Below are 14,240 nucleotides of genomic sequence, written 5' to 3' on the forward strand. Positions count from 1 at the left end.
GTCCACGCGGTCCGGTGAGCGGCGAGAGACCCGCACGTCGCCGTCGACGACGCGTGCCCCAGCGCCGCGACGGCCGTCTATTCCAGACCATCCTGATGGGAGAAATATGACTTCCCGCTTCTCCGGCGGCACGTCGCGCCGGACCTTCCTGGAGCTGGTCGGCCTCGGTGCCGTAGCGGCCGCCGCCGGACCGATCCTGGCCGGTTGCAGCTCCAAGCCGACCTCCTCCGGCACGGCTCAGAACCTCGACAAGGTCGCCGGGGTGCTGCCCACGCACAAGGACCTGTCGCTGAGCATCAAGGCCGACGTCATCGGTACCCGCCCCGTGCCGGACGGTTACACCAAGTACCCGACCTCGCTGGTCGACGCGATCACCGAGAAGCCGGGCACCAGCGGGCAGGAGATCCGGGCGATGACGCCGGCGTGGGGCCCGGCCCCGCCCGGGATCGGTAAGAGCGCGTACATCGACGCCGTCAACGCCGACCTGGGCACCCCGGTGAACTTCACCATCCAGGACGGCAACACGTATGCCGACAAGCTGAACGCGATGTTCGGCGCGCGCGACGTGCCGGACCTGCTGTGCGTGCCGAGCTGGGAGGTCGAGAAGATCCCGAGGTTCGCCGACGCCACCAAGGTGCTGTTCACCGACCTCACCGATTACCTCAAGGGTGACGCGGTCGCCAAGTACCCGATGCTCGCCTCGTTCCCGACCGGGTCGTGGCGCAACTCGGTCTGGAACGAGCGGCTGTACGCCGTGCCGAACCCGACCGACGGTCCGTTCCCGTGGGCGCTGTTCACCCGCAAGGACCTGCTCGACAAGAAGGGCCTGACCGTCCCGAAGAGCCTGGACGAGCTGCTCGCCATGGGCAAGGAGGTCACCGACCCCAAGAACAAGGTGTGGGCGTTCAGCGACATCTTCGCCATGGTGCAGATGTTCCACAAGGTGCCCGGTTCCAAGGGCGGCTGGCGTCTGAACGCCAGCGGTGCTCCCGAGTTCAAGTACGAGACCCCGGAGTACAAGGCCGCGCTCGAGGTGATGTCCAAGGTCTACAAGGACGGCCTGATCCACCCGGACATCGTCGCCAGCAAGGGCGCCGACGCCAGCCAGCTGTTCGCCCGCAACGGCGCCATCATCTTCCACCAGGCCGGTGTCGGTTTCTGGCAGGGCGCGCAGGCCGAGCACCAGAAGGTCAACAAGGAGCTGAACATCCAGCCCGTGCCGATCTTCGCGGTCGGTGGCGGCAACCCGCTGGTGTGGGGTGACGACGAGCCGATCTCTTACACCTTCATCAAGGCCGGCCTGCCCAAGGAGCGGGTCGAGGAGCTGCTGCGCATCGTCAACTGGTGCTCGGCGCCGCTCGGCTCCCAGGAGGCTCAGCTGCGCGACTACGGCGTGGCGGGCAAGCACCACACCGCGACCCCGGGCGGCCCGACCAAGACCGACCTGGCCTTCAAGGAGATTGCGAACCAGTACTTCTTCATCAGCGGCCGCAACCCCACGATCGGGCCCTTCCCGGACACCCCGAACTACGTGAACGACCTGCTGGCCTACTCCAACGAGATGGTGAAGAACCTGGAGAAGGACCCGTGGGACGGGCTCAAGCTGGAGATGCCCGCCAAGTACAAGGCCAACGCGGTGCCCACCGAGGAGAAGTTCACCGACGTGCTGCGCGGCCGCCGGCCGCTGACCGACGTCGACGCCATCGTGACCGAGTGGAAGGCCAACGGCGGCGACGAGGCCCGTGCGCTGCTGGCCAAGGCACTTACCGAGGCCGGTAAGTGAGTAGCACCCAGGAAACCGCTGTAGCCGAGCGCGGCTCTGCCGCGCCGGCTCGGCCGGTGCCCCGGGAGCGGCGCAAGCGTGTGCCGTTCAAGGATCGTCTCCGGCGGGACTGGCAGATGCTGGCCATGGTCGCGCCCGGGTTCGTGATCCTGCTGGTGTTCAGCTATGTGCCGATTCTGGGCAATGTGATCGCGTTCCAGGATTACAACCCGTACGCCGGCAGCAATCCGTTGCAGGCGTTCCTGAGCAGTGAGTGGATCGGGTTCGGCCAGTTCCAGTTGCTGTTCGAGGACCCGGCGTTCTGGGACGCGTTCCGCAACACGCTGACGATCACCCTGTTCCAGCTGGTGTTCTTCTTCCCGCTGCCGATCGTGCTGGCGATCATGCTGCACAACCTGATCTCCGGCCGGGTGCGTGGCTTCATCCAGACCGTGGTCTACCTGCCGCACTTCTTCAGCTGGGTGCTGGTGATCACGTTCTTCGTGCAGATGCTCGGCGGCGCCGGGCTGCTCGCGCAGAGCATGCGGGATCTCGGGATGCAGCCGTGGAACATCATGACCAACCCGGACACGTTCATCATCCTGGTCACCGCCGAGGCGGTGTGGAAGGACATCGGGTGGGGCACGATCGTGTTCCTGGCTGCGCTCTCCGCCATCGACCAGAACCTGTACGAGGCGGCCGCCGCCGACGGTGCGGGCCGGTGGCGACGGTTGTGGCACATCACACTGCCCGGCCTGCGCCCGGTCATCATCCTGCTGCTCATCCTGCGGCTCGGTGATGCGCTCTCGGTCGGCTTCGAGCAGTTCATCCTGCAACGCGAGGCGGTCGGCCGGCAGGCGTCCGAGGTGCTGGACACCTTCGTCTACTACTTCTCCATCGCTACCGGCAACTACGGCTACGGCGCCGCCGCCGGTCTGTTCAAGGCCGCGGTCGGGCTCTGCCTGATCCTCATCGCCAACAAGGTGGCGCACGCGATGGGCGAACGAGGGATCTACTCAAAATCATGACCGTTACCATCGCCCCCACGCCGCGCAAGCGCCGCAACCAGCGGTCGTCCTGGGAAGAGCAGCCCACCCGGATCGGCAGCACCCTCAAGGGGATCGTGCTCACGCTGCTGGCGCTCAGCGTGCTCTTCCCGCTGTGGGTAATCCTGATCACGAGCCTCTCGTCCCGCGAGATGCTCGCCGACGCCGGCGGCTTCGTGGTCATTCCGCGGGGGATCGACTTCTCGGCGTACGAGACCATCTTCGCCGGTGGAGCGGTCACCCGGGCGCTGTGGATCAGCACCATGGTCACGGTCATCGGCACGACGGTGGCGCTCACCGTCACCGTGCTGGCGGCGTACGGCCTGTCCCGGCCGCAGACCCTCGGCAACCGCTGGCTTCTCGCGTACTTTCTCCTGCCGTTCTTGATCTATCCGCCGCTCGTGCCCAAGTACCTGGTGGTCACCGGGCTCGGTCTCAAGAACACCATCTGGGCGCTGATCCTCCCGTCCGCGATCAGCGTGTTCAACCTGGTCGTCATCCGCGGCTTCTTCCAGAGCATCCCGCAGGAGCTGCTGGACAGCGCCAAGATCGACGGAGCCGGTGAGTTCCGCATCCTGTGGCGCATCGTGCTGCCGCTGTCCAAGGCCGTGGTCGCGGTGATCGGCCTGTTCTACGCGGTCGGTTACTGGAACGTCTGGTTCGACGCGCTGCTGTTCATCGACCGCAACGACCTGTACCCGATCCAGCGCGTGCTGCAGAGTTACCTGCTGGCCGGGCAGGCACCGAACACGTCCGGCGGCAGCGTCGGCAACACCATGCCGCCGAGCGAGGCGATCAAGATGGCGGTCGTGATCCTCACGGTCCTGCCGATCGTGGCGGTGTACCCCTTCATCCAGCGGCACTTCATCAAGGGTGTGCTGATCGGCGCGGTGAAGGGCTGATGAGCCGTCTCGGCGAGTATCCCGCCCGGAACGGCCCGCCGCCCGAGCGGGCCACCACCGCGGACGTACGAGCGGCCAACCTGGGTGTCGTGCTGCGCCACGTGCGCGGCGCGGCACCCTGCTCCCGGGCCGACATCGTCGCCTCCACCGGTCTCAACAAGGCCACCGTCTCCAGCCTCGTCACCGAGCTGATCCGGCGCGGGCTGCTGCGCGAGACCACCTCGGTGGGCGGGCGCATCGGGCGGCCGGTGACCATGCTGGTTCCGGACGGGCAGGTGTACGCGACCGTCGGCATCGCGGTGGGGGCCGACCAGCTCACCGCGGTGGCGGTCGACCTGTCCGGTGTGGTCCTGCTGTCCTGGCGCCGATCCTTCGCCGAGTACGCGCAGTCGACCGGCCGCGCGGTCGCGGTGATCACGGCGCTCGCCCAGCGGGTGGCGTCCGCGGTCGGGAACCGGGGACGCCAGGTGCTCGGCCTGACCGTCGGCGTTCCCGGCCTCATCGACCCGGACGGCACCATCCTGCGCTCGCCCGGGCTGGGCTGGCACGACATCGACCTGCGCGGCCGGCTGGAGACCGCACTGCGCAAGCCCGGATACCCGATCACCGTGGAGAACGAGGCCAACCTCGCGGTGCTGGCCGAACAGCGCTACGGCCCGTACGCCGAGGTGGCGAACCTGGTCTATCTGACCGGCGGCACCGGGATCGACGCGAGTGTGGTCGTCGACGGCCGGCCGTTGCGGGGCAGCCGCGGCTACGGCCCGCAGATCGCGCACCTGCCGCTGACCGAGGACGGCCCCGACTGCGAGTGCGGCCGGCGCGGGTGCCTGGAGGCGGTGGCCGGCGTGCCGGCCCTGATCCGGCGGGCGCTACCGGTCGCGAACGAGGACCTCAGCCGGGCCGACCTGCTGCCGTACGCGCAGGAGATCCTCCGCCGCGCGGAGGCCAAGGACGTCGCCACGCTGGACGCGCTGGACGAGACCGGGCGCTGGCTCGGTGGCGGCGTCTCGCTGCTGGCCCACCTGGCCGACCCCGAGCTGATCATCATGGGTGGACACTTCGCGCCGCTGACGCCCTGGCTGTCGCCCGCGATACAGACCGGCCTGGCGGAAAGCGCCGGCCCGGTGCCGGTCGGCGGCTGCCGCATCGCCCCGGCCACCCTCGGCACCGAGTCGGCCGCGCTCGGCGCCGCCGCCCGGGTTTTCGACCACCTCGAGTCGGGACGTCTGCCAGCCTGACCGATGCCAGCCTGACCGATCATTGACTAGTATCGATGCCCCGGGATCACCTCGGACGGCATGGAGGTACGGCAATGAGTCGACGTCGCTGGGCCGCCACCGCGGCCAGCCTGCTGGCCGCCGGGGCACTCGTCCTCGCCAACCCGCTGGCGCCGGAGGCGGCCGCGGAGGATTCCTCGCTGTTCGTCTATCGCGTGGCCGCGGCATCCCCGGCCGCCGCGCAGCGGCTGTTCACCGACGGCTACGACGTCCTGGAGAACCGCACGGGCAACGACCTGTTCGTTCTCGGTGACGCCGCGACCGCGGCGCGGCTGCGGGCCGCGGGCTTCCGGCCGATCGTGAGCGAGAAGCTCGCCGCCATGGGCGGCGCGGCGCCGTCGACCCGACTGGTGCCGGACGCGGCGGCGCCCACGGTGGCGGCCATCGACGAGACGTACTTCGGCGGTTACCGCACCGTCCGGGCGCAGCACGCGCACCTCGACCAGGTGGCGGCCGATCACCCCGACCTGGCCACCGTGGTCGACTACGGCGACTCGTATCTCAAGACGCGCAACGCCGCCACCGGCTACGACCTGAAGGCGATCTGCCTGACCAAGCGGGCGAGCGGGGACTGTGCCCTGACGCCGGACGCGCCCAAGCCGCGGTTCCTGTTCATGACGCAGATCCACGCCCGCGAGATCGTCACCGGCGACATCGCCTGGCGGTTCATCGACCACCTGGCCACCGGCTACGGCAGCGACGCGGCGGTAACCGCGCTGCTGGACAGCACCGAGGTGTGGGTGGTGCCGATCGCGAACCCGGACGGGGTCGACGTCGTTCAGCAGGGCGGCACCCGGCCCTACCTGCAGCGGAAAAACCTGAACACGAGCGCGGGCGGCAACTGCGCCAACCCGCCGACGTCGTCCAACCAGGGCGGCGTGGACCTCAACCGCAACTCCGGCACGCACTGGAACACCGCCGGCACCTCGTCCAACCCGTGCGCGCAGACCTATCCCGGCGCGCGGGCCGACAGCGAACCGGAGACGGTCGCCATCGAGCGCCTGTTCCGCCAGTTGTTCGCCGACCAGCGTGGACCGGCCGACACCGACGCGGCGCCGGTCACCACCCGGGGCGCGATGATCACCATGCACTCGTACGCGGGCATGAATCTCTATCCGTGGGGCTGGTCGACCCGCAACTCACCGAACGAGGCCGGCCTCCAGGCGATCGCGCAGCGGATGAGCACCCTCAACGGCTACCGGAACGGGCAGCCGGGAGACATTCTCTACAACGCCGCGGGCGGCACCGACGACTGGACGTACGGCGAACTCGGCATCGCCAGCTTCACCATCGAGGCCGCGAGCTGCAACAGCTTCACGCCCGCGTATTCCTGCACCACCCAGGACTTCAACCGCAACCTGCCGGTCCTGATGTATGTGGCGGGCATCGCCGGCGCTCCGTACCGCACCTCATGAGAAAAGTCGTGGTGAACGAAACCGGGAGGCGTGATGACTAACTGGTGATGGTCCGACCACAAAGGAGATCACCATGCGTCAGCTCACGTTCGGTGCGGTTGTCCTCATCGGCATTGTCGGTGCCGCGGCCGGGCCGGTGCGGGCCGCACCGGCTCACGCCGGCCCGGCTACCGATCGGGTCAGCGTGTCCAGCGCCGGCCGGCAGGCCAACGGCATGAGCGCCGAACAGGCGATCAGCGCCGACGGCCGGTACATCGCGTTCGAGTCGGACGCGTCCGACCTGGTGGCCGGCGACACCAACCGGTCCACCGACGTCTTCGTCCAGGACCGGAGGACCGGCCGCACCAGCCGGGTCAGCGTCGCCAACAACGGCGGCCGAGGTTCCGGTGGCGGATACCCGGCGATCAGCGCCGACGGTCGCTTTGTCGCCTTCGTGTCATATTCCGCGGAGCTGGTTCCGGGCGACACCAACGGGGTGGCCGACATATTCGTCCACGACCGCCGGGCCGGCAACACCAGCCGGGTCAGCGCGGGCAACGCGATCAGCTTTTACCCGGACATCAGCGCCGACGGCCGCTACGTCACCTTCCTGTCGGACGCCTCCGATCTGGTCCCGGGCGACACCAACGACATGACGGACGTCTTCGTCCGGGACCGGCGCACCGGCACCACCCGCCGGCTCAACGTCTCGGCCACCGGCTCGCAGGCCGACAACATCAGCTCCAGCGCGGCGATCAGCGCCGACGGCCGCCGGGTCACCTTCGCCTCCGCCGCGTCCAACCTGGTGCCGGACGACACCAACGGGATCGAGGACGTCTTCGTCCGCGACCTGGGTGCCGCCGCACCCACCCGGATCAGCGTCTCCAGCGCCGGCGCCCAGGCCAACGCGTGGGCGGCGGCACCCACGATCAGCGCGAACGGCCGGTACGTCACCTTCTCCTCGACCGCCACGAACTTGACGCCCGGCCACGACGACCAGACCTGGGACGTGTTCGTCCGCGACCTTCGCACCGGCACCACCACCTGGGTCAGCACCTCCGACAGCACCTCGGGCGACAGCATCTTCTCGGTGATCAGCGCGGACGGCCGCTACGTCGCGTTCATGTCGAACGCGGCAAACCTGGTCACCGGCGACACCAACGGCGTCGACGACGTGTTCGTCCGCGACCTGCGGGCCGGCGTCACCAGGCGGGTGAGCGTCTCCCGCACCGGCGTCCAGTCGAATGGCGAAAGCCGCCTGCCGCAGATCAGCGCCGACGGCCGCTCCATCACCTTTTGCTCGTACGCGTCCAACCTGGTCACCGGTGACACGAACGGCGTGGCGGACGTGTTCGTGCACCGCAATGCCGGCTAACCGGCGTCACCGGTCGTCGGAGCGGTCCTCCTGGTAGGAGGCGCCGCCGGTGGATTCGGCAGTCAGGGGGCGGGCGCCGCCCTCTGGCGGTCCGGCTTCCGACTGTCCACCCGCGGCCAGATGCGGGAACTTGGCGTCGAAGGCCGGGCGCTCGGAGCGGATGCGGGGCATGCGGTCGAAGTTGCGCAGCGGCGGCGGGCTGGAGGTGGCCCACTCCAGCGAGTTGCCGTGACCCCAGGGGTCGTCGACGGTGACCAACTGTCCGTATCGGTACGACTTCCAGACGTTGTAGAGGAAGGGCAGCGTCGAGGCGCCGAGGATGAAGGAGCCGATGGTGGACACCGAATTGAGTACGGTGAAACCGTCCCCGGGCAGGTAGTCGGCGTAGCGGCGGGGCATGCCCTCGGCGCCCAGCCAGTGCTGCACCAGGAATGTGGTGTGGAAGCCGATGAAGGTCAACCAGAAATGCAGCTTGCCGAGGCGGTCGTCGAGCATCCGGCCGAACATCTTGGGGAACCAGAAATAGATGCCGGCGAACACTGCGAACACGATGGTGCCGAACAGGACGTAATGGAAGTGGGCGACCACGAAGTAGCTGTCGTGGACGTGGAAGTCCACCGGGGGCGAAGCGAGCAGGACGCCGGTGAGCCCGCCGAGCAGGAAGGTCACCAGGAAGCCGAGCGCGAACATCATCGGCGTCTCGAAGCTGATCTGGCCGCGCCACATAGTGCCGATCCAGACGAAGAACTTCATGCCGGTGGGCACCGCGATCAGATAGCTCAGGAAGCTGAAGAACGGCAGCAGCACCTGGCCGGTGGCGAACATGTGGTGCGCCCACACGCTCATCGACAGCATGGCGATCAGCAAGGTGGCGGCGACCAGGCCCTTGTAGCCGAACAGCGGCTTGCGGCTGAAGACCGGAATGACCTCGGTGATGATGCCGAAGAACGGCAGCGCCACGACGTAGACCTCGGGATGGCCGAAGAACCAGAACAGGTGCTGCCACAGCATCGGGCCGTTGGTGGCCGGGTCGAACACGTGCGCGCCGAGGATCCGGTCGGCGGCGAGGGCGAACAGCGTGGCGGCCAGGAACGGGAAGACCAGGATGACCAGGAGGCTGGTGACCAGGATGTTCCACGTCATGATCGGCATCCGGAACATGGTCATGCCGGGCGCGCGCAGGGTCAGGATCGTGGTGATCATGTTGACCCCGCCGAGGATGGTGCCCAGACCGGACAGCGCCAGCCCGACCACCCACATGTTGCCGCCGACGCCGGGGGAGTTGACGCTGTCGCTCAGCGGCGTATATCCGGTCCAGCCGAAGTCCGCGGCGCCGCTCGGCGTGAAGAACGCCGCGATCGCGATGATGCCGCCGAACAGATAGAGCCAGTACGCGAACGAATTGAGTCGCGGGAACGCCACATCCGGCGCGCCGATCTGGATGGGCACCACGAAGTTGGCGAACGCGAACACGATCGGCGTCGCGAAGAACAGCAACATGATCGTGCCGTGCATGGTGAACATCTGGTTGTACTGCTCGGGCGAGAGCATCTGCATGCCCGGCCGCGCGAGCTCGGCGCGCATGAGCAGCGCCATCAGGCCACCGACCATGAAGAACGCGAAAGCCGTGGTCATATACATGATCCCGATTTGCTTCGCATCGGTGGTGCGCAGTGTTCGCGCCAGCGCGGAGCCTCTCACCTGGCGCCTTACCGGCCAGGGACGGGCGACGACGGGTTTCGGCTCGACGGCGGTCATGGCAGCCCCCGGGGGGTGACGGGAAAACCGGGCCGGCCTTGACGCTACGCCGACCGACGCCGCCCCGCAGCCCTCGCGGTCAGGCGGATGCCGGCAGCGGCTGTTCCGGCCAGTTGAGAGCCCGCGCACCGAGGACCGCTGCCTGCAGCGTGAACCGGTGCGCCGGGTCGGCGGGATCGTAGCCGGTGAGGGCATGAATGCGGTCGAGCCGGTAGGTGACCGCCCGCACGGACAGGTGGATACGTTTGGCGGTGTCGGTGGCCACCCCACCGGTGTCGAAGTAGGTCTGCAGGGTGGCGATCAGCGGTTCGGCGCCACCGCGGGCCCGGGTCAGGGGACTGAGGACGGCGTTGACCAGCTCGACAATGGCCGGTTGGTCGCGGAGCAGGACCCGGTAGATCAGCAGATCCCGGGCGCTGACCACGGCGGAGGGCAGGCGCAGGCGGGCCGCCATGGTGATGGCCTCCCGGGCCTCCTCATAGGAACGGGCGATGCCGTACAGCCCCGGGTGCGGCCGGCCGACGGCGATCCGCCACGGTCGTCCGCGCGGCAGGCGGCGCAGCTGGTCGTGCATGAGCCAGCCAAGATCGTCGGTGCCGTCGCGGCCGGGTGGTGCGGTGACCGGACCGGCGGCGTCGGCGGGCGCCAGAACGACGAGGCGCCCGTCCTTGGTGGCGACGAGGACATCGCGGTCGCCGAGCCGATCGAAAATGACCGCCTCGAGCGCGGTGATCGCGGCCTCGGTGTCCGGCAACCGCCGGCTCGGCGCGGCCAACGCGACCTGGTGAACGCGGGCGAGGTCGAGACCGAACGGCTCGGCCCGGTCGACCAGGGTGCCCAGATCGGAGTCACCGCGCAGAAGATCGTCGATCAGTTCCCGGCGCAGGGTCTCCTCGCGGCGGACCAGGTCGCGGCGGGCGACGGCGTACCCCTCGGCCAGCGTCGCGACGGCGTCGTCGACGACCTGCAGTACGGCCGCCGCAGCGGCCCGGACGACCTCGCTGTCGCGGCTGCGGGCCACGGTGGGCAGCTCGTGCCACAGGCGGCGGGCGGCGGACAGATAGAGCTGCACCACCCGGCCGGCCGAGATGCCCTGTTCCGCGGCTTGCCGGCCGAGCGCCTCGACCGCATCCAGCTCGGCGCGCTGGGGTTTACGCCCGGTGGTGGCGGCGTCGGCCAACAGCGGGAGGTAGTCGCCGAGCAGGGCCACCGGCACCCCGCCGGCCTCGCGGCTGGCCTCGGCGGCGACCCCGGCAAGCCACTGCTGGTCGGTGCCGGCCGCCGCCGGCCGCGGGTTGCGGCGTGCCCGGCTGCCTGTCACGTGTGCCCTTCCGTCCGGTGATGCCGGCGTTCAGCAGCGCCGATCCGGACCGGGGACGGCGTCATTTGGCGGCCGTCTGGAATATCCGGCCGGCGGCGACCGGCGCCGCCGCCTTGACGGTCACCTCGTTGCGGACTGCGGTTACCCCGGGCACGTCGCGGACCAGCCGCTGGACGAGCGTCGCGGTGCGGGCGTCCGGGACGGTGCCGGCGACGGTGGTCACACCGTCATACACGCCGAGCGCGAGGTCGCGGACCGGCAGGGTCGCGAGAACTTCGCGGACGCCGGCCCGGATCACCTCGTCGGAACGCTGGTGAATCTTGAGCAGGTCGCCGGCGGTGACGATACCCAGCAGGCGCCGGCCCGGCCCGACGACCAGCAGGCGGTTGACCCCCTGGCGGAGCATCAGGCGGCCGGCCTCGGCGAGGGTCGCGTCCGGCTCGACCGTCATGGCCGGCGCGCTCATCATCTGCCCGGCCGAGTGCACGGTCCACGCCGGCCCCTCGATCGGCCGCCGCCAGGGCAGCCGCGAGTGCCGGTCCGGAGCGCGCAGGTCGATGTTGCTGAGCACGTCGGTGCGGGTGACGACACCGACGACCTGGTCGTCGCGGTCGACCACCGCCACCGCGCTGACGTCGTAGCTGGTCATGGCCGTGATGACGTCGGCAGGCGGGGTCTCGTAGGCGACGGTGAGCACCTCGCCGGTCATGACATCGCGTACGGTCGACTGCCGCATGACAATTCCCCTCCGGCACCACGACGGTGCCTGTTCAAGCTGCTCTCTCTCCCTCTCATGGTGGCCGGAACGACCCGCTGACCGACATGGCCTGCGCCGGTCACCTTGACCGGTCGTCATTGCCGGTTGTCGGCAACGAAGGCGAGGCGGCCAGGTTACCGGGGCCCGGCATGGCGTCGGAATTCGTCGTCGACTTCCGGGGACCGGCAACGAACGGGGTCGTACGTCACCGGCCGCCGCTGGGGCATCTCGCTCCGATCACCGGCCAGCTCGTCGCCCAGGCGGTGCTCAAGGGCGAGACGCCGGCCGAGCTGGCGCCGTTGGATCAGCTCCGCTGATTTCGGCGATGGTTGGCGTCCGCCCGGTGGTCAACCTATGGTGGTCCGATGCCGGCCGTGAGTTCCCGCTCGCACTCCGTCACCGCGGTGACGGCGGTTCGTGCTGCCCTCCCGCCGGTGCACCGCATCGTGCCGGGGCGGCCGAGCCCGGCGCCGGCGGGGCGCGGCCCACCGGCGTCCGGGTTCATCTCACCCACGACGCCAGGGGCGAAGCCGTACGAGCTTCGGCCCTTTTCTTTTTGCCCATGCAGGTTGGCACTGCACGATTCCAGGAGGGGACATGAGCGTAGAGACTGAGGTTTCCGATCAGGGCCGGTTCGCCGGGTTGCGCGCATCGCTGAGCGAGGAGTTCGCGGTCCAGACGGCCCGGCTCAAGGAGCTCACCGAGATCTCGGCGGACACCGGCGACCCCGGCGAGGCGCACAACCGGGCGGCGCTGACGGCGGCCACCCGGCACAGCCTCGAGCAGATCACCGGTGCGCTGCGCCGCATCGCCGAGGGCAGTTACGGCCGGTGCGCCGGGTGCGAGGACGCCATTCCGGCCGAGCGGCTCGAGGTCCTGCCGCACGCCCGGTTCTGCGTGCCGTGCCAGCAGAAGCAGAACGGCTGACCGCGTCCGACCGCCGGCTGCCGTACCGGCATTGAGTCTGTCGGTACGGCAGCCCAGCAATGATGGGGATAGATGCACCATGCCCGTGAACCTTGTCTCATCCACCCCGCCGACCGCGCTCGCGGTCGACCTGGGCAGCCACACCGCCGGCGTGTGGGCGGCCCACCGGGGCACCGTCAGCGGACCGTGCGGCGATGCCCTCGCCTCCCGGGGCTCGCTGATGCGACGCGGCCGCGTCGTCGACGCCGACGGTTGCATCAACCTGCTCACCCAGCTGATCCGCCGCTACGGCGATCCGGTGCCGCCCGGCGGAGTGGTCGCCGCGTGCCGCCCGGTGCAGGCCGGCGAACCGGAACAGGCCGCGATGCGGCACGTCCTCGAGTCGGTCTTCGAACCCCGCCGCCTGGTGTTCATCGACACGGTCCGGGCCGCGGCGATCGGCTCCGGTGCGGCGGCGGGCACGCTGCTGGTCGCCGACCTCGGTGCCGAACTGACCGAGACCGCGCTGCTCGACCACGGGCGGGTCGTCGCCGCCCGCCGAGCCGAGGTGGGCACCCGCGACCTGAGCCGCGGCGCGACCCTGGAGCTGATCACCGACGTGGTCGGGCGCCATCTCGACCAGCTGCGCGGTTCCCCGGCCGGGCCCGGCCTGGCGCCCGCGATGGCCCGCGGCATGCTGCTGGTGGGTGACGGCGCCGTCCATCCCGGCCTGTCCGCGGCTCTGTCCGCCGCCCTACGCCTGCGCGTGCATCGCGCCGCGGCGCCGCGCACGGCCGCGCTCAACGGCGCCGGCCTGGCCGCCATGTCGCTGCTGCGGCACCCGGCCGCACGGGCGCGGCCGGCCTGACGGCGTTCGAGGTGTCCGGTCCCGGCCCGCCGGTCGAGCGGTGCCTGCGCGGGCACAGTCACCGTTGATATCGGCAGCGTAATGTGGGCGCAGATGTCGCTCGGCCGGCCCGGAGGGTGACCATGGCGGGTCCGTCGGTGCCTGCGCGACGTGCTGCCACCCCGGCCATCGTCGGCGCTGCCCTGCTGGTGGCGGCCGAGAGCGGACTGCATTTCGGCCTGGAGGCGCCGAAGCCGCCCCGAGCCGGGCCCGCGGACGGCCAAGCCTAGGTACCGGACGCCAGTTGGTCGGCCAGGCGTTGCATCAACGTGGCGAGTTGGGCCCGATCGGTGGCGGACCAGCTTTCGAGGGCTCGTCCGAAGAGGTGCGCACCGGCCTCGTCGATCTCCTCTAGTTTGCGGCTGCCGTCGCCGGTCGGGGTGAGCAGCGCTGCGCGCCGGTCGCCCGGGTCGCCGTGGCGGGTGACGAGGCCGCGTTCCTCGAGGCGCCGCACCTGCGGGGTCACCGTCGATTTGTCGACTCCCTGCCAGGCTGCCAGGTCCGAGACGCGGACCGGCCCGTGCTGGGTGATCAAGCGCAGGAGCGTGATGTCGTTCGGCGGGTAACCCGAATGACCGTCGTCGGCACGGGCCGCTCCGTCCTGATCGGAGCGGCTCTCGGGGCATGGCTGGGAATGCTCACCGGTCTGCTGCTCGGCGTGCTCCTTCCCGGTGCGCCGTGGCTGCTCACCGCCGCGGGCGGCCTGGCGATCGGTGCGGCCGCCGGCGGCATCCTGGGCTTGATCACCTATGGGGCCACCCGGGCACCCGATCAGGAGCCGGGTTATTCCGCGGAGCGGCCGGGTACCTCAGCGCGATCGGAGGCATAGGGGGCT

At 69.9% G+C, this 14,240-nt stretch carries 14 protein-coding genes and 1 pseudogene; 11 read left to right on the top strand and 4 right to left on the bottom strand.

Translation table 11 applies throughout. From position 1 onward, the window contains the following. The first annotated feature begins 106 nt into the window (after positions 1 to 106). From Ari01nite_RS42390 to Ari01nite_RS42415, 6 genes are all read left to right on the top strand, one after another. Positions 107 to 1,783 (top strand): extracellular solute-binding protein, encoded by a 1,677-nt coding sequence (locus Ari01nite_RS42390; protein WP_203789428.1) that lies wholly within the window; start codon positions 107 to 109, stop codon positions 1,781 to 1,783. Next, positions 1,780 to 2,790 carry an ABC transporter permease gene (locus Ari01nite_RS42395; protein WP_203789430.1) on the top strand — a complete coding sequence of 337 codons (1,011 nt, stop codon included), beginning with the start codon at positions 1,780 to 1,782 and terminating at the stop codon, positions 2,788 to 2,790. The genes Ari01nite_RS42390 and Ari01nite_RS42395 overlap by 4 nt, the downstream gene beginning before the upstream one ends. Next, a complete protein-coding gene (locus tag Ari01nite_RS42400) occupies positions 2,787 to 3,710 on the top strand; it encodes a carbohydrate ABC transporter permease (RefSeq protein ID WP_203789432.1) in 924 nt (307 codons plus the stop codon). The genes Ari01nite_RS42395 and Ari01nite_RS42400 overlap by 4 nt, the downstream gene beginning before the upstream one ends. After that, positions 3,710 to 4,948, top strand: coding sequence for an ROK family transcriptional regulator (locus Ari01nite_RS42405; RefSeq protein ID WP_203789434.1), 1,239 nt, complete (start codon positions 3,710 to 3,712; stop codon positions 4,946 to 4,948). The genes Ari01nite_RS42400 and Ari01nite_RS42405 overlap by 1 nt, the downstream gene beginning before the upstream one ends. A 74-nt stretch (positions 4,949 to 5,022) precedes the next feature. Continuing rightward, positions 5,023 to 6,402, top strand: a complete 1,380-nt coding sequence (locus Ari01nite_RS42410) for a M14 family zinc carboxypeptidase (RefSeq protein WP_203789436.1) — start codon at positions 5,023 to 5,025, stop codon at positions 6,400 to 6,402. A gap of 73 nt (positions 6,403 to 6,475) precedes the next feature. Beyond that, positions 6,476 to 7,756 carry a TolB family protein gene (locus Ari01nite_RS42415; RefSeq protein WP_203789438.1) on the top strand — a complete coding sequence of 427 codons (1,281 nt, stop codon included), beginning with the start codon at positions 6,476 to 6,478 and terminating at the stop codon, positions 7,754 to 7,756. A 6-nt stretch (positions 7,757 to 7,762) separates the two neighbouring features. On the opposite strand, the gene ctaD is transcribed toward Ari01nite_RS42415, so the two are convergent. The 3 genes from ctaD to Ari01nite_RS42430 all read right to left on the bottom strand — a co-directional run bounded on the left by ctaD (position 7,763) and on the right by Ari01nite_RS42430 (position 11,571). Continuing rightward, positions 7,763 to 9,514 (bottom strand): aa3-type cytochrome oxidase subunit I, encoded by a 1,752-nt coding sequence (ctaD, locus tag Ari01nite_RS42420; RefSeq protein ID WP_203789440.1) that lies wholly within the window; start codon positions 9,512 to 9,514, stop codon positions 7,763 to 7,765. Positions 9,515 to 9,593: 79 nt separating this feature from the next. Next, the gene (locus Ari01nite_RS42425; protein ID WP_203789442.1) at positions 9,594 to 10,835 is read right to left on the bottom strand and encodes a PucR family transcriptional regulator; all 1,242 of its coding nucleotides are present in this window, start codon (positions 10,833 to 10,835) and stop codon (positions 9,594 to 9,596) included. 61 nt (positions 10,836 to 10,896) lie between these two features. Then, a complete protein-coding gene (locus Ari01nite_RS42430; RefSeq protein WP_203789444.1) occupies positions 10,897 to 11,571 on the bottom strand; it encodes a CBS domain-containing protein in 675 nt (224 codons plus the stop codon). 170 nt (positions 11,572 to 11,741) lie between these two features. Here Ari01nite_RS42430 and Ari01nite_RS42435 point away from each other — a divergent pair, with 170 nt between their 5' ends. The 4 genes from Ari01nite_RS42435 (at position 11,742) to Ari01nite_RS51135 (ending at position 13,635) form a co-directional block, all read left to right on the top strand. After that, positions 11,742 to 11,909: a hypothetical protein gene (locus Ari01nite_RS42435; RefSeq protein ID WP_203789446.1), complete on the top strand. Its 168-nt coding sequence runs from the start codon at positions 11,742 to 11,744 to the stop codon at positions 11,907 to 11,909. Between the two features lie 280 nt (positions 11,910 to 12,189). Next, positions 12,190 to 12,519, top strand: coding sequence for a TraR/DksA family transcriptional regulator (locus tag Ari01nite_RS42440; protein WP_203789448.1), 330 nt, complete (start codon positions 12,190 to 12,192; stop codon positions 12,517 to 12,519). A 79-nt stretch (positions 12,520 to 12,598) separates the two neighbouring features. Further along, positions 12,599 to 13,366, top strand: a complete 768-nt coding sequence (locus Ari01nite_RS42445; RefSeq protein WP_203789450.1) for a rod shape-determining protein — start codon at positions 12,599 to 12,601, stop codon at positions 13,364 to 13,366. Positions 13,367 to 13,503: 137 nt separating this feature from the next. Next, positions 13,504 to 13,635 (top strand): hypothetical protein, encoded by a 132-nt coding sequence (locus Ari01nite_RS51135; RefSeq protein WP_275410928.1) that lies wholly within the window; start codon positions 13,504 to 13,506, stop codon positions 13,633 to 13,635. On the opposite strand, the pseudogene Ari01nite_RS42450 reads toward Ari01nite_RS51135, so the two are convergent. After that, a pseudogene (locus tag Ari01nite_RS42450) lies at positions 13,632 to 13,964 on the bottom strand (MarR family winged helix-turn-helix transcriptional regulator); the annotation flags it as partial. The gene Ari01nite_RS51135 and the pseudogene Ari01nite_RS42450 sit on opposite strands and share 4 nt — an antisense overlap. 12 nt (positions 13,965 to 13,976) lie before the next feature. On the opposite strand from Ari01nite_RS42450, the gene Ari01nite_RS42455 reads away from it, so the two are divergent. After that, on the top strand, positions 13,977 to 14,234 hold the full coding sequence (locus Ari01nite_RS42455) for a hypothetical protein (protein ID WP_203789454.1): 258 nt from the start codon (positions 13,977 to 13,979) through the stop codon (positions 14,232 to 14,234). Positions 14,235 to 14,240: the final 6 nt, after the last annotated feature.

Source organism: Paractinoplanes rishiriensis, assembly GCF_016862375.1.
GTDB classification, from domain to species: Bacteria; Actinomycetota; Actinomycetes; order Mycobacteriales; family Micromonosporaceae; genus Actinoplanes; species Actinoplanes rishiriensis.